The organism is Stenotrophomonas sp. 05N37 (assembly GCF_056397365.1).
On record NZ_JBFTNG010000001.1, the window covers coordinates 638,267 to 656,402 of the forward strand.

Annotated in this window: 18 protein-coding genes; 10 read left to right on the top strand and 8 right to left on the bottom strand. The window is 68.8% G+C overall.

Annotation, left to right across the window (positions count from 1 at the left end; genetic code table 11):
• Positions 1-6: 6 nt before the first annotated feature.
• Entirely contained in the window at positions 7-342 is a 336-nt protein-coding gene (locus tag AC1DGC_RS02915; protein WP_259205999.1) for a zinc ribbon domain-containing protein YjdM, read from the bottom strand.
• Positions 343-457: 115 nt separating this feature from the next.
• On the opposite strand from AC1DGC_RS02915, the gene AC1DGC_RS02920 reads away from it, so the two are divergent.
• The 3 genes from AC1DGC_RS02920 to AC1DGC_RS02930 all read left to right on the top strand — a co-directional run bounded on the left by AC1DGC_RS02920 (position 458) and on the right by AC1DGC_RS02930 (position 2,712).
• On the top strand, positions 458-1,813 hold the full coding sequence (locus AC1DGC_RS02920) for an Hsp70 family protein (RefSeq protein ID WP_449334745.1): 1,356 nt from the start codon (positions 458-460) through the stop codon (positions 1,811-1,813).
• A gap of 408 nt (positions 1,814-2,221) precedes the next feature.
• Positions 2,222-2,515: a YkgJ family cysteine cluster protein gene (locus AC1DGC_RS02925; protein ID WP_310439728.1), complete on the top strand. Its 294-nt coding sequence runs from the start codon at positions 2,222-2,224 to the stop codon at positions 2,513-2,515.
• Between the two features lie 17 nt (positions 2,516-2,532).
• Positions 2,533-2,712 carry a hypothetical protein gene (locus AC1DGC_RS02930; protein ID WP_259206007.1) on the top strand — a complete coding sequence of 60 codons (180 nt, stop codon included), beginning with the start codon at positions 2,533-2,535 and terminating at the stop codon, positions 2,710-2,712.
• Between the two features lie 48 nt (positions 2,713-2,760).
• Here the strand turns inward: AC1DGC_RS02930 and AC1DGC_RS02935 are convergent, their stop codons facing one another.
• From AC1DGC_RS02935 to AC1DGC_RS02945, 3 genes are read right to left on the bottom strand one after another with little or no spacing between them, the layout of a single operon-like run.
• Complete coding sequence (locus AC1DGC_RS02935; protein ID WP_478047178.1) at positions 2,761-3,642, bottom strand: DUF4097 family beta strand repeat-containing protein; 882 nt, start codon at positions 3,640-3,642, stop codon at positions 2,761-2,763.
• Between the two features lie 15 nt (positions 3,643-3,657).
• Positions 3,658-4,191: a hypothetical protein gene (locus AC1DGC_RS02940; protein ID WP_478047179.1), complete on the bottom strand. Its 534-nt coding sequence runs from the start codon at positions 4,189-4,191 to the stop codon at positions 3,658-3,660.
• The gene (locus AC1DGC_RS02945; RefSeq protein ID WP_478047180.1) at positions 4,188-4,772 is read right to left on the bottom strand and encodes an RNA polymerase sigma factor; all 585 of its coding nucleotides are present in this window, start codon (positions 4,770-4,772) and stop codon (positions 4,188-4,190) included. The genes AC1DGC_RS02940 and AC1DGC_RS02945 overlap by 4 nt, the downstream gene beginning before the upstream one ends.
• 396 nt (positions 4,773-5,168) lie before the next feature.
• Between AC1DGC_RS02945 and AC1DGC_RS02950 the strand changes: the two genes are divergently transcribed.
• Positions 5,169-5,750: a mechanosensitive ion channel family protein gene (locus AC1DGC_RS02950; protein WP_259206014.1), complete on the top strand. Its 582-nt coding sequence runs from the start codon at positions 5,169-5,171 to the stop codon at positions 5,748-5,750.
• Positions 5,751-5,801: 51 nt separating this feature from the next.
• On the opposite strand, the gene AC1DGC_RS02955 is transcribed toward AC1DGC_RS02950, so the two are convergent.
• Positions 5,802-6,068 (bottom strand): DksA/TraR family C4-type zinc finger protein, encoded by a 267-nt coding sequence (locus tag AC1DGC_RS02955; protein WP_259206020.1) that lies wholly within the window; start codon positions 6,066-6,068, stop codon positions 5,802-5,804.
• 109 nt (positions 6,069-6,177) lie between these two features.
• Positions 6,178-6,729, bottom strand: a complete 552-nt coding sequence (locus AC1DGC_RS02960) for a DUF2058 domain-containing protein (RefSeq protein ID WP_259206023.1) — start codon at positions 6,727-6,729, stop codon at positions 6,178-6,180.
• A gap of 73 nt (positions 6,730-6,802) precedes the next feature.
• Between AC1DGC_RS02960 and AC1DGC_RS02965 the strand changes: the two genes are divergently transcribed.
• The 3 genes from AC1DGC_RS02965 (at position 6,803) to AC1DGC_RS02975 (ending at position 10,493) form a co-directional block, all read left to right on the top strand.
• A complete protein-coding gene (locus tag AC1DGC_RS02965) occupies positions 6,803-7,300 on the top strand; it encodes a M48 family metallopeptidase (RefSeq protein WP_259206025.1) in 498 nt (165 codons plus the stop codon).
• An 849-nt stretch (positions 7,301-8,149) separates the two neighbouring features.
• Positions 8,150-8,860, top strand: coding sequence for an rRNA pseudouridine synthase (locus AC1DGC_RS02970; protein ID WP_449336010.1), 711 nt, complete (start codon positions 8,150-8,152; stop codon positions 8,858-8,860).
• 55 nt (positions 8,861-8,915) lie between these two features.
• Positions 8,916-10,493, top strand: a complete 1,578-nt coding sequence (locus AC1DGC_RS02975; RefSeq protein WP_394160944.1) for a phospholipase D family protein — start codon at positions 8,916-8,918, stop codon at positions 10,491-10,493.
• Between the two features lie 39 nt (positions 10,494-10,532).
• On the opposite strand, the gene AC1DGC_RS02980 is transcribed toward AC1DGC_RS02975, so the two are convergent.
• Entirely contained in the window at positions 10,533-11,633 is a 1,101-nt protein-coding gene (locus tag AC1DGC_RS02980; protein ID WP_449336008.1) for an HDOD domain-containing protein, read from the bottom strand.
• A gap of 324 nt (positions 11,634-11,957) precedes the next feature.
• Here AC1DGC_RS02980 and AC1DGC_RS02985 point away from each other — a divergent pair, with 324 nt between their 5' ends.
• Entirely contained in the window at positions 11,958-13,055 is a 1,098-nt protein-coding gene (locus AC1DGC_RS02985; protein WP_259206029.1) for a Glu/Leu/Phe/Val dehydrogenase dimerization domain-containing protein, read from the top strand.
• Positions 13,056-13,172: 117 nt separating this feature from the next.
• Here the strand turns inward: AC1DGC_RS02985 and AC1DGC_RS02990 are convergent, their stop codons facing one another.
• A complete protein-coding gene (locus AC1DGC_RS02990; RefSeq protein WP_478047181.1) occupies positions 13,173-16,019 on the bottom strand; it encodes a S8 family serine peptidase in 2,847 nt (948 codons plus the stop codon).
• A 302-nt stretch (positions 16,020-16,321) separates the two neighbouring features.
• On the opposite strand from AC1DGC_RS02990, the gene AC1DGC_RS02995 reads away from it, so the two are divergent.
• Both AC1DGC_RS02995 and AC1DGC_RS03000 read left to right on the top strand, forming a co-directional pair.
• The gene (locus AC1DGC_RS02995; RefSeq protein WP_478047182.1) at positions 16,322-17,497 is read left to right on the top strand and encodes a thiolase family protein; all 1,176 of its coding nucleotides are present in this window, start codon (positions 16,322-16,324) and stop codon (positions 17,495-17,497) included.
• 124 nt (positions 17,498-17,621) lie between these two features.
• The gene (locus AC1DGC_RS03000) at positions 17,622-17,963 is read left to right on the top strand and encodes a hypothetical protein (protein WP_259206034.1); all 342 of its coding nucleotides are present in this window, start codon (positions 17,622-17,624) and stop codon (positions 17,961-17,963) included.
• Positions 17,964-18,136 lie beyond the last annotated feature (173 nt).

Sequence of the window (18,136 nt, forward strand, 5' to 3'; positions counted from 1 at the left end):
CCGGGCTCAGGCCTTCTTGAGGAAGCAGGTCTTCAGCACCAGTCCCTTGATCTTCTCCGAGTTGCCTTCGATGTGCTCGGCGTCGTCTTCCACCAGGCGGATGTTGCGGATCACGGTGCCCTGCTTGAGCGGGATCGAGGAGCCCTTCACCTTCAGGTCCTTGATCACGGTGACGGTGTCACCGCTGGCCAGCACGTTGCCGTTGCTGTCGCGCACCACCAGGCCTTCGCCGCTGGCTTCGGCCGTGGTCCACTCATGGCCGCAGTCGGCGCAGATCCACAGCGCGCCATCGGCGTAGGTGTTTTCGAGGGTGCATTGGGGGCAGGCAGGAGCGGTGGACATGGTGACGCCTTGGGAATCTGAACAATCCCCATTGTAACCGCCCTCCCCTCCGGCCCTTGCACCGCCCGCCCGCTTGCCGCAAAGTGCGCGCCCCCCGACCTCCGCCCGGCCCCGCATGAAAATCGGCATCGACTTTGGCACCAGCAACTCCGCCGCCGCCGCCGTGGTGGACGGCAGCGTGGTGCCGATCCAGTTTGGCCAGGCCGAGCAGTTCCGCACCACGGTGTACTTCCCCGAGGTGATGCGCGACCCGAACGACTTCGAGCTGACTCCGGCGCTGGAGCACGACCTGGCCCGGCTGATCGACGCAGCCGCCCGCGATGCGCGTGCCGCCGGACAGGAGCGCACGCCCGATGCGCTGCGCCGCGAGGCGCTGCGCGTGGTGCGGCGGCAGTGGATGGAAGAGCAGATGCGTGCGCCGCTCAGTTCGACCAAGCTGCTGCAGAACGCGGTGTACGGCGACGACGCGCTGGAAGCCTACTTCGAAGAGAACGAAGGCAACCTGGTGCAGAGCCCCAAGTCGATGCTCGGCTACAACCTGCACCCGCGCGCGCGCCAGACCATCACCGGCATCGCCACGCACATCCTCGAGCACATCCGCCTGACCGCCTCGCGCCAGCTCGACCAGCCGGTGCGCACGGCCACGCTGGGCCGCCCGGTGCAGTTCCGCAGTTCGATCGGCGCAGCCGGCAACGACCAGGCTCTGGAGATCCTGCACACCGCCGCGATCGCAGCCGGCTTCGACGACGTGGATTTCCTGGAGGAGCCGGCGGCCGCGGCCATGCATTACCACGCCGAAAGCGCGCAGGAGCACGAGGCGATCGTGGTGGACATCGGCGGCGGTACCACCGACATCGCGCATGCGCGCGTCGGCGGCACGCAGGCACCGAAGATCCACCGCGCCTGGGGCATCGCGCGCGGCGGTACCGATATCGACCTGGCCCTGAGCCTGGGCGCGTACATGCCGCTGTTCGGCCGTGGCGTCAGCCGCATTCCCGCCCACCACTACGTGGAGGCGGCGATGGTGCAGGACATGACCCGCCAGCGCGATTTCCGCCAGCACAGCTACCGCGACGCCGAAGCGCCGTGGGGCAAGCGGATGCAGGCACTGCAGGACACCGGCAACACGGCGCGCCTGTACCGCGAAGTGGAACGTTGCAAGATCGGGCTGAGCAGCGAGACCCGCCACGACAGCGCGCTGGATTTCATCGAGCGCGGGATGGCGGTGCAGGTGGACCGTTCGCGGCTGGAAGCGGCCGCCGGCAACTACCTGGGCGAGCTGGCCACGCTGCTGGAGCAGGTCCGCGCCGATATCGGCCACGATCCGGCCGCGGTGTTCCTGACCGGCGGCATGTCGCGCGCCGGCTACCTGCAGGAGGCGGTGGCCGCGGCGTTCCCGGGGGCGACGCTGGTGCGCGGCAACCCGTCCTTCGGCGTCGTGCATGGGTTGGCGTGGGCCGCGGCTGGTTGAGGCGTCGTCGGCGGCGGCCGGCACGGTGAGGCTGCGGGTGTGGCGCCGCATGGGGCGGAGGGGTTGTTTTGCGCGCCCCTGCCCCCACATAGTGGATCTGGCCGCCGGCTGAAACCCAGGCGGCACAAGGGATTCCGCCCGGCCCGGGCAGCGTATTAACAAAACGTTACGCCGGAAGCGCTATCATCTTTCGGCTTCAATGCGCAATGCGCATGTCATCCGGGCCTCGTACAGGCCACCGTCCTTCTCGATGCTGCCGCCTTCGGATTCGTCCCGGGCGCTGGGATCGCTTTTACGCTGTGATCCGGCTCGTTCCCAGCGCGCAGTGCCCCCGAGCCGCCAAGAGAGATTCGATTGGGCGAACGCCTGGTTGTACCAGCCCCAGTTGCCGCTGCCGAACCCGACCCCATCGACTGCCGCCGTTGTGACGCAGTCTGTTGCCGGATGTCCGTCACCGTCATGCCCAGCGACAGCGTCCCCGGCTACCTCCTCGATACCGACGAGGCCGGCCGCACCGTCATGGCCCGCAACGATGAAGGCTGGTGCGCCGCCATCGACCCCTATCACCTGCGCTGCACCATCTATTCGCAGCGTCCCGCCATCTGCCGCCAGTTTGACATGGGCGGCGATGACTGCCGCCTCGTGCGGCAGGACTACCGTCGACAACAGCACGATCTGTCGACGATTTTATCCACGTTTTAACCATGACAGGAGCATCCATGGCCCGTACGCCAAAGACCTCCCCCAAGGCAGGCAACACCGTTCGCGTTGACCGTAAGCAGGGTTCCAGCACGGCCGTCAACAGCGCCAGCATCGCAGCCGACCTGGCCGCGTTCCGCAAGAGTGGTGGCAAGATCGAAGTGCTGGGCAACACCCTGGCACTGAAGAAAGCCGGCTGATGACCTGCAGCCGTCCGCACCGGCCTCGCGCCGGTGCGGTGGCCGCACTCAGCGCGCGCCCAGCCCCACCCGCACGTTGCCCGAGTGCGCGTTGATCGTGATGTCCCCATCGCCCCCACCCAGTTTCGCCTCCAGGCTGCGGCCCGGCCCATAGCGCGGCCGCTCGACCGTGCCGGCATCGGACTGGATGTCGCCACTGAAGGTCTTCACGCTCAGCTGCGCCGACACCGAGCGCGGCAACTGCAGCCCGATCGACCCGCTTACCGTCTGCAGCGTCACCTTCCCGCCCGGCGCCAATTCGGCGGCCGCCACGTTCAGGCTGCCCGAGACCGCTTCAGCGCCCAGCCGCTGCACCCGCCCCGCGTCCAGTTTGATGCTGCCCGACACGGTCTCGGCCGCCACCTCGCCCGAGCCGCCCGTTGCCTGCACCGAACCGCTCACCGCGCGCAGGTCCAGGCGCGGCGTCTGCACCTGCGAGCGGATGCTGCCGCTCACCGTGGTCAACGCGGTCTCGCCGCTGCGCCCGGCCGCGGCGATATCGCCGCTCACCGCGTTGGCCTGCAGCCGCCGCACGTCCACCTCGGCCACGTCGATATCCGCGCTCACCGTGCCCAGCTGCACCTCCACCGCACGCGGCACCCGCAGCTCCAGCGTCGCCCCGCCGTTGTTGCCGTTGCGCGGATACACCACTTCCCAGCGCACCCGGTTGGTGCTGCGGTCCTGCTTGAGCGTCAGGCCGTCGGCCATCGAACCACTCAACGCCACCTCGTTGCGGTCCCAGCCGCGCACGCTGACCTTGCCGGCGATGTTGCTCAACTCGACGCGGCCCCCCGCGCCCAGCGGCGCGCGTTCGTCCACGCGGGTGGCGGCCTGCGCCGCCAACGGCAGCAGCAGGCCCAGGGCGGCGATCAGACGCAATGATGTGTGCATGGTGTCACTCCTCTTTCAGGATGGCAGGCCAGCGGCGGCCATCACCGCCTGCTGGGTAAGTTCAAGGCGCAGCGCGTAGGTGCGCTGCAACTGCGAAAGCAATACGCGCGAACGCGGGTTCTCGGCGATCGCCGCGCGGATGTGGTCGGCGCTGCTGTCCAGCTCATGCAACGCCGGCTGCCAGTCGCCGCCCACCTGCGTCGGCGGCAGCGCCGCCATCGCCTGCTGGTATTCGGCGGCCATCGCCTCGGCCTGGCGCTGGACCAGCGTCGGCGGAGGCGTCCGTGGCGCCGGCATCGGCACCACCATCAGCCCCCCCAGCGCCGCCGCCAGGCCCAGCCCCACGCGAAGCGGCCAGCGCCGTCGCGGTGCGCGCGTCGCCCGCGGCCGCTGCAGCTCGGCGGACGGCCGCGGCATCGGCGGCAACTGCGTGGCAATGGCCTGCCAGACCCGCGCCGGTGGCACCCGCTCGGCAGGCAGCGCCCGCAGCCGCGCCTGCAGCGCGGCATGCTCCGGATCGTGCGAGGGGGTGTCGTCGTAGTCGTTCATGCGGTTTCTCCCAAGCGTGCGCGCAACAAACCGCGCGCACGGTGCAACTGAGCCTTCGAGCTGCCCACGGCCATCTGCAACTGCGTGGCGATTTCCTGGTGTTTCCAGCCTTCGATGTCGTGCAGCACCAGCACGGCACGGGCGCGCGGCGGCAGGGTGTCCAGCGCGCGCTCCAGGTCCAGTGTGGTGCCCGCGCACCGCTCCACCGACGCCAGCGCGGCCACGCTGTCCCAGCCCTCCTCACCGGCGTCGCAGGCCTGCCAGGCGGCGTTGGCGCGCAGTTCCATCAGCGCCGCATTCACGCCCAGCCGGTGCAGCCAGGTGCCCAGGCTGCTGTCGAAGCGAAAGCCCGGCAGCGCCTTCCAGGCCTGCAGGAATGCTTCCTGCAACGCATCCTCGGCGCGTGCCGCCTGGCCGCCGCAGAGTCGCCACAACACGGCATACACGCGCGGCGAATAACGCCGGTAGATGCGTTCGTAGGCCAGCGTGTCACCGCCGACCGCCGCGCGGACCAGGGCATGGTCATCGATGGCATCGGCCTCGGTCGGGACGCAGGGAGCGGGCATGGTGGCGTTGAGCATATCCGTTGGATGCAGGCACCGGCGAAAAGGTTTAAAGCAGGCCGCACGGGCGTTTCGGCGAGGCCTTTAAACCCTGCTGCCGCCGGCCGCATCCAAGCTGACATCCCCCCGCCGGCGTTCGCCAAAGAACCGACCATGCCCACCAGTTGTCTTGCCTTGCTGCTGGCCATGGCCACCAGTTGCACCCTGCCCGGAAGCCCGCTGACCCTGCGCGTCACCCTTGCGCCGCGGGCGGATCTCTGCGTGCGGTTTGCCGGACATGCGCCGCGCTGCGTATCGGCCCTGATCGCGCGCCTGGAGGCGCACCCGTAGCCCTGACCGGATTGACCAGCCCTTGCAGCCAGCGCATTAAGATAGACGTTTATCGCAGTATCGCTGCAAGGATCCGCGCTTCGCATGAAAGACCACCTGCCCACCTGGACCCACGAATGGCTGCACTACGGCGTGCCTGCCCTGCAGATCGTGCTCACCCTGCTCGCGGCGTGGCTGCTGCGCCTGATCGCACGACGGCTGATCCGCCGCATCGGCGAGCACTACACGCTGCCGCCGGAAATGGTCATGGGCGCGCGCCGGGTCTTCAGCTTCGTGGTGTATTTCACCGTACTGCTGGTGGTGCTCAACATCGTCGGGGTGTCGGCCACCGTGCTGTGGACGGCATTCACCGGATTTGCGGCGGTGGGTGCGGTGGCCTTCTTCGCCGCCTGGAGCGTGCTCTCCAATATTTTCTGCACCTTGTTGATCTTCACCACGCGCCCGTTCCGCCTGCACGATTACATCGAACTGCTGGAAAACGGCGAGAAGCCGGGGCTGAAGGGGCGGGTGATCGACGTCAACCTGATCTACACCACCCTGCAGGAAACCGACGGCAACCACGAAGGCACCGTGCTGCAGATTCCCAACAACATGTTCTTCCAGCGCACCGTGCGCCGCTGGCGCGATCCGGCGCAGGCCCCGGGCGGGATCCAGGGCGACGGCTGAGCGCGCGTCGCCGGGTGCGACCGGCCTGGGCACGGTGGCCACGATCGCGACCTAGCGCAGCTGGCTGTCCTTGCTGCCACGCCGGTTGTAAGCGGCGCCGCCCTGCTGTGCGGCGTCGTCCGCTTCCTGGCAGCGCACGCACAGACGCACACCGGGCACGGCCTTGCGACGCGCCTCGGGAATCGGGGCATCGCAGTGTTCGCAATGGGTCAATCCGGGGCCCTCCCGGAGGTGCGCGCGGGCGCGCTGGATGGCCTCGTCCACGGTCGCATCGATCTGGTCCTGGACCGCGCCGTCGCCTGCCCAACCTGTCGCCATGATGTGTCTCCCATGCCGGTGTCAGACCCCCAGCATAGACCCGGCCACGCAGGCGCGGCCGACGTGCACCTGAACAAGGAGCACGCCGCGTGAATGCTTCAGCCGGCGCTTACCAGACCAGGTCGTCGGGCACCTGGAACTGCGCGTAGTAGGCGTCATCCTCGGCGTTGCCGGTGCTCGGCTCCACAGCGGGCTGCGCGTTGTCGAGCACGATCGCGCTGGCATCCCGTTCGCGCACCTTGTCCGCCGCCGCGCGCGGCAGCAGCTCGAACCCCTCGCCGAAGCGTGCGATCACCAGCGCACCGGAGGCCAACTGGCGCCGCAGCACCGCATTCACCAGCATCGTGCGGATCAGCGTGCCGTCGTTGAAGCGATACTCGCTCTCGCCTTCGCGCTTGACCTTGTTGGTCTCGATGATCTGCCGCACCTGCGCCTGCAGTTCCTGCGCGCGCGCCTTTTCCTTGCGCTCGGCTTCCAGCGCACGGTCGCGTTCAGCCTTCTCGGCACGCAGCCGCTCGGTCTCGCGCTGGCTTTCGCTGGGTGCCACCGGGGCCTTGCCGTGACGGGCCTTCACCTGTTCACGCGCGGCCTGGGACACCTGGGACTTCTTGACCAGCCCAGCCTTGAGCAGCTGCTCCTGCAGCGGATTCGCCTTCGCCATTGCCTTGCATCTGTTGTTGCGGGATTGCGGGGGCCATCATACTGGTCCGCCCGCCCGGCCCCAACCGTCGCCCATGGCAGCCCTGAAGTACCTCGCCGGCTACCCCGAGGCCCTGCAACAGCAGGTCCGCGACCTGATCGCGGGCGACCGCCTCGGCCCCTGGCTGCAGCGCCGCTACGCCGACCTCCACACCGTGCGCAACGACCGCCAACTGTACGACTACACCCAGGGCCTCAAAGAGCGCTACCTGCGCCAATCCGCCCCGCTGTCCAAGGTGATCTACGACAGCAGGCTGCAGGTCCTCAAACACGCGCTGGGCACCCACACCACGGTGTCGCGGGTCCAGGGCAGCAAGCTCAAGGCCAGCCGCGAAATCCGCATCGCCACCGTCTTCCGCGACGCGCCCGCCCCCTTCCTCAAAATGATCGTCGTGCACGAACTGGCCCACCTCAAGGAATCGGACCACAACAAGGCCTTCTACCAGCTCTGCACCCACATGGAAGCGGACTACCACCAGCTCGAATTCGACCTGCGCCTCTACCTCACCCACCTGGAAGGCAGCACCGACTGACGCAGGCGCCCCGCACATCCGCCCCGGCGTTTCCAATGTCCACCGGCCCACTGGCAGGGCCTGGCGTGGGTGAGTTCATGGCGCGTCGCACCCACGCACCCACAGCCCGCATCCGACCTGCGCCTCTTCCCCACCCACCTGGAGGCCAGCGCCCACTGACGCAGACGCCATGCACATCCGCCCCGGCGTTTCCAAGGTCCACCGCCCACTGTCAGGGCCTGGCGTGGGTGTGTTAACCGCGCGTCCCACCCACGCACCCACAGCTCGCATCCGACCTGCGCCTCTTCCTTACTCACCTGGAGGCCAGCGCCCACTGACGCAGGCGCCATGCACATCCGCCCCGGCGTTTCCAAGGACCACCGCCACTGTCAGGGCCTGGCGTGAGTGGGTTCATCGCGCGTCCCACCCACGCACCCACACCTCGCATCCGACCTGCACCTCTTCCCCACCCACCTGGGGCCAGCGCCCACTGACGCAGGCGCCATGCACATCCGCCCCGTCGTTTCCAAGGTCCACCGCCCCGCGTTTCCAATGGCCACCGGCCCACTGTCAGGGCCTGGCGTGGGTGGGTTGGCGGGACCGTTTTGCGCCATGGATGGCGCAAAAAGAGCTTACATGGACGTACTTGCAGCGTGTCCCGCCAACCCACCCACGCCAGGCCAGCCCGCCACCCACCGCCCCCCAAGGCTGTAGCTGTAGCTGTAGCTGTAGCTGTAGCTGTGTGGCTCTGGCTCAGGCTCTGGCTCAGGCTCTGGCTCGGGCTCTGGCTCCAATCCCCCACCTTCAGCCCATCACCTCCCCCCACCCAGTACACTCCCCGCCCGCACCCCGCTTTCCGCAGCCCACCCGATGACCGACCCGATCCGCCTCGACAAACGCCTCACCAGCCTCATCGGCTGCTCCCGTGGCGACGCCCAACGCTACATCGAAGGCGGCTGGGTCACCGTGGACGGCAACGTCGTCGAACAACCGCAGACGCTCGTCACCGACGAAACCATCGTCCTGCGCGAAAACGCCGAAGCCACCCGCGCCGAAACGGTCAGCATGCTCCTGCACAAACCGGCCGGCATGCGCGCCGACGAACTCTGCGCCCTCGTCACCCCGGACAGCCGCAGCGAACTGGACGCCACCGGCGTCACCCTCCTCCAGCGCCATTTCCACGCCCTCCAACTGGTCATGCCACTGGCCGACGAAGACAGCGGCCTGGTCGTGGTCAGCCAGGACGGCCGCATCGTCTCCCACCTCAAGGACCGTGGCGCCACCCTCGAACAGGAATACCTCGTCGAAGTCAGCGGCGAACTGGCGCCCTACGGCATGAAGCGCCTCGCCCACGGCCTCAGCTTCCGCAACTGGCCCCTGCCACCGTGCAAGGTCAGCTGGCAGAACGAAACCCGCCTGCGCTTCGCCATCAAACCGGTCCAGCCCGGCCAGCTGCGCGACATGTGCCGCCAGGTCGGCCTGGACGTCATCAGCGTCCGCCGCCTGCGCATCGGCCGCGTCGCCATGGGCAAACTTGCGCCGGGCCAGTGGCGCTATCTCGCCCCCGACGAGCGCTTCTGAGCCGCCCAGCGCGCCTGCACTCGCCGTGCAGGCCGTACCCGCTTAGCATCGCCGTATGACCACCCCCACACCGCTCTGGCGCCGGCTCCTGCGCTGGCTGGCTATCGCACTGACCCTGCTCGTGCTGCTCGCCCTCAGCGGCCTGCTGCTGGCCGACCACCTCACCCCCCGTGCCCTCGGCCCACGCAGCAGCGTCCTCGCCCCGGGGCCCGAGCACACCGCCATCGACCGCGAACTCGTGCGCCTGCAGGCCGAACACCCCGGCCAGACCGGCGTCGCCTTCCTCGCCGATGGCCTGGACGCATACGCCGCCCGCGCCGTCATCACCCGCCATGCCGGGCGCAGCCTGGACCTCCAGTACTACATCTGGCACGACGACCTCATCGGCCACCTCATGGCCCAGGAGCTGTACCAGGCCGCCGAACGCGGCGTACGCGTGCGCATCCTGCTCGATGACATGAATGCCCAGGACAAGGATGCCCTGATGATGGCGCTCGACGAGCATCCCAACATCGAGATCCGCCTCTACAACCCGTTCCGCAACCGCAACGGCCTGTGGCGCCTGGTGGAGATGGTGCAGCGCTTCTTCAGCGTCAACCATCGCATGCACAACAAGGCGTGGATCGCCGATGGCCGCGTCGCCATCGTCGGCGGCCGCAACATCGGCGAGGAATACTTCAGCGCCCGCCCGGACGTGAACTTCCGCGACCTCGACCTGCTGGTCGCCGGCACGGCCGTGGCCCAGGCCAACACCATCTTCGACGCGTACTGGAACAGCGACACCGCCGTGCCGATCTCGGCACTGGCGTTCTACACCCCGGCACAGCTGCGCCTGCTGGTGCGCGAGTCCGCGCACGAAGCCCGGCTGGACGCCGCCCAACCCTACCTGCGCCGTGTCGCGCAATCGGAGTCGGCGCGTTCGTACTACCGCGACACGGTCGACCTGCACTGGTCGGCCAACGTGGAGATCGCGTCCGACCCGCCGATGAAGCACCGCCGCGACGACCAGGCCGACTGGCTGGTCACCCGCCTGGTGCGCGAACTGCAGGCCACCCGGCACAAGGCATTGCTGATCTCCCCCTACTTCGTGCCCGGCGAGGAAGGCACCGCCGGCATGGCCGCGATGGTCCAGCGCGGCGCCACGGTGGCGGTGGTGACCAACTCCCTGGCCGCCAACGACGTGGCCGCCGTGCATGGCGGCTACATGCACTACCGCGCGCCGTTGCTGCGCAGCGGCGTGCACCTGTACGAACTGAAGGCCCACGGCCACACCGACGGCGGCGGCCTGTTCGGCAGCAGCGGTGCCAGCCTGCACACCAAGGCTTTCATGATCGATGATCGGCGCGGCTTCGTCGGCTCGTTCAACCTCGACCCGCGCTCGGCCTATCTCAACACCGAGATGGGCGTCCTGTTCGACGACCCCTGGCTGGCCGCGCAACTGCGCAGCGAGTACCTGCGCCTGGCCGACCCCGGGCAAAGTTACTGGGTCACCCTGGACAGCCGGGGCCAGGTGCGCTGGCTGGACCGCGACGCGCAGCCGCCGGTGCTGCTCGACCGCGAGCCGGACGCCTCCTTCTGGTTGCGCGCCAGTGCCCGCGCGATCAGCTGGCTGCCCCTGGAATCGCAGTTGTAACCCCACCGTAGCGTCGTGCCACGCCATGCGTGGCCTCCATCAACCCTCGACCTGCTCGTCGGCGTCCAGGGTTTCCACTCCCCGCCCATGCAGGCGCCGCCAGATCCAGTGCAGCGCGTGCGCCGGCGTGGCGTGCTGCTGCTCCAGGATCGCCAGTGCCTGGGCCTGGCCGATCCGACCATGCCGGCACAGCAGGCTGGCCGCCGCCGCCGCGCGCGCAAAGCGCAGACTGGCCGACAACCCGGCCTGGGCGTTGTCGCCCTCGCGCAGCAATGCCTCGTGCACCGCCGGCGGCAGCTCCCACGCCGCCGCGATCCGGCTGGCCACCGGCAACGTCCAGGCGTCCAGCAGGTGCGCGGCCAGCGCGCGCGACGGCGCCGCGTCACCCTGCGCGGCGCAGACATCCAGCAGGTGGCGCATCACCAGCGCCGCCCCCAGGCCCTGGGTCAGCCCCAGCCACTGCGCGGCAAACGCATCGTCATGGGTGACCAGCCGCGCATGGTCGGCCGCCGCGCGCGAGGCCAGCAGCGCGTGCTCCCAGATCACCGTGCCGAACTGCGGGAAGGCCACGCACTGCACCTGCATCACCGGCTGCACCAGCACCGCGCTGATGATCTGGCGGATGCCGTCGGTGCCGACCAGGGTTACCGCCCGCTGCAGGCTGTCCACCGGCTTGGCCTGCAGGCGATACACCGGGCTGTTGGCGATCCGCAGCAGGTTGCCGGTCAGCACCGGATCCTGGCCGATGATCGCCGCCATCGCCCGCGCCGAGGCGTCGCTGTCGTTGACCGTCTGGATCAGCTGCGGCAACAGCTGCGGTCGCCGTGGCAGGTGCCGCGCCGACCAGTCGCGCTGCTCCAGCGCAGCCACCACCGCGGCCTGCAGCGCCGCCTCATCGGCGCACCCGCCGGCATCGGCCACGCCGCTGCGCGAGACCAGCGCCAGCGCATGCAGGCCCGATTGCAGGATGTCGCCCGTCGGGACCTCGACCTCGGTCGCCGCGGCCGCAGGCGCGATCCCGCGCGCGCCGGTCCCCGTCGCGGCCACGGCCCCGCCGCGGCCACGCCGGCGGGCGATGCCCACCCCCAGCGCGGCCGCCGCCAACAGTCCTGTCGCCATCACGATCACGGCCATCGTCATCAACGCCACCGTCCTGGCCGGCACCGTATTTGTCTTGTCGCCCCTGCACCCACGTCGTCCGTCCTGGCATTGCTGGTACTGCGCACCGTTGCCACGGCATCGGCGCCATCTTCAGCAACTTTAATGCCGCCTTCCCGCGGGTCCGTGGCAGGACGCCCCGGCAGGGTCGTTCCGGATGCTGACAACGCCCTCCGGCGGAATGCACTAGAATGGCGCCGCGCGACCCGTCACCCGATCAGACGAAGTCGCTTTTTTTGTTTTGCAACCCACCTTTTGCTGGTTCGTTCGCCGCTGTTCGCCACCGTTCGCACCATCGGAGCCACCATGTTATTTGAAACCCTCGAATCTTCCGGTCACGAACAAGTGGTGTTCTGCCACAACCGCGATGCCGGCCTGAGGGCGATCATCGCCATCCACAACACCACCCTCGGCCCGGCCTTGGGCGGCGTGCGCATGCGCCCCTACGCCAGCACCGACGATGCGCTGGCCGATGCGCTGCGACTGAGCCGCACCATGACCTACAAGAACGCGCTGGCCGGGCTGAACGTGGGCGGTGGCAAGGCGGTGATCATCGGTGACCCGCGCCAGGACAAGAGCGAAGTGCTGTTCCGCGCGTTCGGGCGGTATGTGGATTCGCTCGGCGGACGCTACATCACCGCCGAAGACGTCGGCACCGACGTCAACGACATGGAGAACATCTACCTGGAGAGCGAGTACGTCACCGGCGTGCACCAGGTCCATGGCGGCTCCGGAGATCCCGCCCCGTTCACCGCCTACGGCGCACTGCAGGCGCTGATGGCCTCCATGCAGCACAAGCTCGGCCACGAGGAAGTGGGCAAGGCCAGCATCGCGGTGCAGGGCCTGGGCCATATCGGCATGGAACTGGTGAAGCTGCTGCGCGACCGGGGCGCCAAGCTGTTCGTCACCGACCTGGACAGTACGCGGGTCGAGCGCGCCGTCACCGAGTACGGCGCCGAGGCGGTCAAGCCGGACGATATCTACGACGTCAGCGCCGACGTGTTCGCGCCCTGCGCGCTGGAAGGGGCGATCAACCCGCAGACCCTGCCGCGGTTGAAATGCAAGATCGTCTGCGGCACCGCCAACAACCAGTTGTCGAGCCTGGAGGTGGGCGATGAACTGCACGCCCGCGGCATCCTGTATGCACCCGACTATGCGGTCAACGCCGGGGGCGTGATGAACGTATCGCTGGAGATCGACGGTTACAACCGTGAGCGCGCCATGCGCCTGATCCGCAGCATCTACCACAACCTCGGCAGGATCTTCGCGCTGTCCGAGCGCGAGGGCATCGCGCCGCAGCGCGCGGCCGACCAGATCGCCGAGACCCGGATCCAGTCGATCGGCAAGTTGAAGATGCCGCTGGGCCGCGCCACCCCGCGACTGGGAACCCTGCGCGGCAGCTGATCGCCACCCGGCACGGCAATGAAAAAGGGCGCGAGGTGATCGCGCCCTTTTTCGTTCTCAACCCATGCCTCCGAGCCCGTGGGCACGGCGCCGATCCGGCCCCGCGCCCGCCAGGGCTCAGAATGCGGCCGAGTAGCGCAAGGCGACCTGGCTGAGGTCACCGCGCGGGCCGAAGCGCTGGTCGTAGCCGAAGGCCACGCGGCTGTTGCGGGTCAGCCACGATTCCACCGACAGCCCGAACAGACCGCCAGAGCGCGCCGGCTGCAGGCCGGCCAGCGGTGCCCAGGCGTCGACGCCGACGAAGCTGGCGTCCTGGGCAAGGCCGGTGCTGGACAGCCGTTGCTGCCATTCGGCGTAACCGCGCAGCGACCAACTGCCCCACTGCCGCTCGGCACGCACGCCCGCCAGGGCCTGGCTGCGCGTGCTCAGGTTGCCTTCGGTACGCAGGCCGAAGCCGAGGCCGCCCTGTTCGGTGAAGCGGTCGTTGTCCACGCGCGCGTAATCCGCACCCAGGTACGGGGTGAGCGAGGATCGAGCGTCGCCAAAGCGGTAGCCGGTTTCCACGCTGGCCGCACTGAAGCTGCCGCCGTAGCGCGCATTGACCCCGTACTGACCGGCACCCAGCAGCAGCTGGCGATCGATCTCACGATGGAACTGGCCGGCGCCCACCTGGCCCAGGGCATAGGCACGGCCGGCGTTCCAGCCGGCGTACAGCTGCGCCTGCGACTGGCGGTCACGGCCGCGGTCGCTGCCCCAGTCGCGGTTGTTGTGGGTACGGGTTTCGCCGAAGGCGAAGCCCAGCACGCCGTTGCTGCCGAAGGCCGCGTCCTGGCCCATCATCCAGCCGCGTGTCTCGGCGCCGCTGGCCGAGAAGCTGCCCTGCCCGACGTCGCCGAGCTGGCTCTGCCAGGCACCACGCAGACGCGGTGCGCCCTGCACCTGGCCAAAGCGTTCGGACAGCGCACGCCGGTTGAGGTCGATGCTGTCGAAGGTGGCGGCGGTGGCCAGCGCATGCGCCTTGCCGGACAAACTGTCCAGGCTGTCCTGCAGCGCCTGGTTGCCCTGGACGCGCTGCAGTTCGCCTGCACCGTCGGCGAAGCCGCTGCCCGCGAGGCCGCCGCGATCGAGTACCTCGAACGCAGATTCCACGCGTGCCGCGGAGGCCAACGCAGCACTGCCAAACCCGGCGTTGACGCTGGCCGACACCACGTTGATCTGGTCGGTGGTCAAGGTGACCGCGGTGCTGGTCTGCTGCAGCGACATCTGCAGCAGCGTGGCCTGGGTGAGGCTGTGGGTGACCCCGGCGAACTGCCCGCTGATCTGGCCGGCCTGCAGCACCGTCTGGGTCCGCCCGGCCGCCGGCACGTAGCCGGCGAGGATGCTGCTGACGTGCACGTTGCCCGCCAGCGCCGCGGTGCCGGTGACATTGAGCGGGCTGCCGCCCAGCGCGATCATCAGCTGCGCACCGGCGCGCTGGGTGTAATTGCCGTCGATGGTGGCGGTGGTATTGGCGTCGCGCAGGATCACGCTGCCGCCGTTGTCGACGTTGCCCTTGACCCGCCCGTCGCCGGACAGGAACTGCAGCGCGGACGCGTTCGGGCCGTTGGCGTTGGCCACCACGGTCACGTTGGAGGTCAGCGAGCCGCCGCTGCGCAGCGCGATGGTGCCCTGCTCGATGCGGGTCTCGCCGGTGTAGGTGTTGGTGCCGGACAGGCCGAGCGCGCCGACGCCCTGCTTGATCAGGCCGCCGCTACCGCTGATGTTGTTGCTCCACACTGAGTTGAGCGAGGTCTGGTTGACGTTGACGGTGGTGTTGCCCCAGTCGAACCGGGCCGGCCCGTTGATCGCCTTGGCGATGTTGAGCAGGCCGTAGCCGAAGGTGCTGTCCACGCCGGCCGGGCCAAGATCGGTGGCGGTGCCGAGCAGGGTCTGGCGCACCAGGTCGTTGCTGAAGTATGGGTACTTCTGCCACACCAGCGCGGCAGCGCCGGAGACCAGCGGCGCGGCGAAGGAGGTGCCGTAGTTCCACAGGTACTTCGGCGTGCCGCTGGTGTAGGCCGGGTCCACGTAGACCGCCGCACCGGGCGCGGCCAGGCAGTAACGCGCGGCCACGCCGCACGCGTTGGCGTAGGTGGCCAGCTTGCTCGGGTCGGTCGAATCCACCGCGGTGACGCTCAACCAGCCACGTTCCAGATCGGCCGCCGGCAGCGTGCCGTTCGGGCCGGCCTGGCTCGGCAGTGCAGCCATGCTGGACGGGTTGGGCTTGCTCTCGTTGCCGGTGGCGAACACCACCAGCCCGCCGTTGCTCAGGATGAAGGGGCGGTATTCCTGCGCGATCGGCGCGGTCGCCGCCGTGTTGGTCCAGTACAGGCCGCCCCAGGAGTTGTTCATCACCTTCACGCCCTGGCTGATCAGGTCCTGGTGGACCCCGGCCAGACCCAGCGCGCCGTTGACTTCATTGCCGTTGCCGCTGCCGTCGTCGGTCGGCCGGGTGTCGGCGATGATGCGTGCGGACACGATCTGCGCCCCCGGCGCGATGCCGCCCGGCCAGGAACCCACCGCCTTGCCGGCGGCCAGTTCGGCCACCGCGGTGCCATGGCCGACCACGTCGTCCACGTTGAGGTTGTTGGTGCGCGCATCCACATAGCTGTAATTGGCCAGCACCCGGCCGGCCAGCGCCGGATGGTTGCGCATCACGCCCGAGTCGACCACGCCGATGCGCACGCCGGTGCCATCCAGCCCGGCCGTGCGCGCCGCGCCCGCCTGGGTGATGGTGAGATGCGCGTCGAACGCCGGCTCGGCCGGCTTGGGCGGCGTCGGGGTGGTCGGGGGAGGCGTGGTTGGTGGCGTCGTCGGTGGCGGATCGACCCGCACGTTGTTGCCACCGCCACCACCGCCGCAGGCGCCCAGCGCCGCAGCCAATGCAGTGACCAGAAGAGTCCGCCCCACTACTGCCTTGTTCATCCTTGCATCCCCATTGACGTATGAAATCTCCCGCCCGGTCGGTCCTCCTGGACCTGACCGGCGGCAAGTGCCATGCCTGCGTAGCTGGCCGGTGCAGCGCAGTGTGCCGGGAAAAGCCCGTGTCGCCAATGGCACGCCGTCCCACTAATGGGAACGGCCAGGCGGCGGCGCTCCCCATCGACACCGGTGGAAAACCGCGACCCCCTATACTGGGCCACCCCACGCAGTCTGCCGGGACGCGCATTGGGCCTCGAGGCCCGCGCGCCCATTTCGTATATCGCTCACGCACCAACGAGATTGCCATGTCCAACATCGTCATCGCCGCCGCCAAACGCACCGCCATCGGGTCCTTCCTGGGCCAGTTCAACGGTGTCCCCACCCCTACCCTGGGCGCCGCCGCGATCGCCGCGGCACTGCAGCAGTCCGGGGTGCCGGCTGCGGATGTCTCCGAAGTGATCATGGGCTGCGTGCTGCCGGCCAACCTCGGCCAGGCGCCGGCCCGCCAGGCGGCCATCGCCGCCGGGATCCCGCTGGCCACCGGCGCGACCACGCTCAACAAGGTGTGCGGCTCGGGCATGAAGGCGATCATGCTCGGCCATGACCTGATCAAGGCCGGCTCGGCCAGCATCGTGGTGGCCGGCGGCATGGAGTCGATGTCCAATGCGCCGCACATGCTCCCCAACTCGCGCACCGGCAACCGCTTCGGCAATTTCCAGGCGGTCGACCACATGGCCCACGACGGCCTGGTCAACGCCTACGACGGCAAGGCCATGGGCGAATTCGCCGAAAGCGCGGTGGAGAAGTACCAGGTCAGCCGCGAGGAGCAGGACGCCTTCGCCATCGAATCGGTGCGCCGCGCGCAGGCCGCGCAGGCCAGCGGGGCGTTCGACGAGGAAATCGTCGCGGTGAAGGTGTCCACTCGCAAGGGCGAGGTCGAGTTTGCGCAGGACGAGCAGCCGGGTCGTTCGGACGTCGCCAAGATCCCGACCCTGCGCCCGGCCTTCAAGAAGGACGGCACGGTCACCGCCGCCAGCTCCTCCAGCATCTCCGACGGCGCCGCCGCCGTGGTCCTGCTGGCCGAGGAGGACGCGGCCGCGCGCGGCCTGCAGCCGCTGGCCCGGATCGTGGCCCACGCTACCCATTCGCAGGCGCCGGAGTGGTTCACCACCGCCCCGATCGGCGCGCTGCACAAACTGCTGGAAAAAACCGGCTGGAGCATCGATCAGGTCGACCTGTTCGAGATCAACGAAGCCTTCGCGGTGGTGGCCATGGCCCCGATCCGCGAACTGGGCATCCCGCACGAGAAGGTCAACGTGAATGGCGGCGCCTGCGCATTGGGGCATCCGATCGGGGCTTCGGGCGCGCGGCTGGTGGTCACCCTGGTGAACGCCTTGCGCAAGCGCGGCGGAAAGCGCGGCATCGCTACGCTCTGCATTGGCGGCGGCGAAGCAACGGCCATTGCCATCGAATTGATTTGATTGGATTTAACGCGCATTTCGCAAAAATGAATGCGCGATCGCTTGACAGCCAATCTTGGCTTGTCATCATGTTGCCGGGCGCGCAATAGCGCGTTGCCTAATCTAACGACGAGGATTCACACAAATGAGCATCAACAAGCTGCTGATCGCGATGGCCCTGGGCCTGGCTCTGACCGCCTGCTCCAAGCAGGAACAGGCTGCTGACGCTGCTGCTTCGGCCAACGAAGCTGCCGCCGACGCCCAGGTCGCTGCCGACCAGGCCGCTGCTGCTGGCGCCCAGACCGCCGACGCTGCCCAGGCTGCCGCCGACACCGCCACCACCGCTGCTGACGCTTCGGCCGATGCCGCTGCCCAGGCTGCTGGCGCTGCCACCGACGCTGCTGCCGGCAACGCTGCCGACGCTGCCAAGGCCGGTGAAGCCACCGCCGAGCAGGCCAAGGACGCTGCTGAAGAAGCCAAGAAGTAATCACTTCTTTCTTCAAGCAAGTCTGAAGAAGCCGCTGGTTCGCCAGCGGCTTTTTCTTTGGGCGCGTCGGTCGGACGCGTACCGACCCACGTTCTTTCCCTACGCCATCTGCCCCCAACGGCCTGCCCCGGCCCCCGTTCGTTCAGGCGCGGCGGCGGTGCCCACCGGGTCTT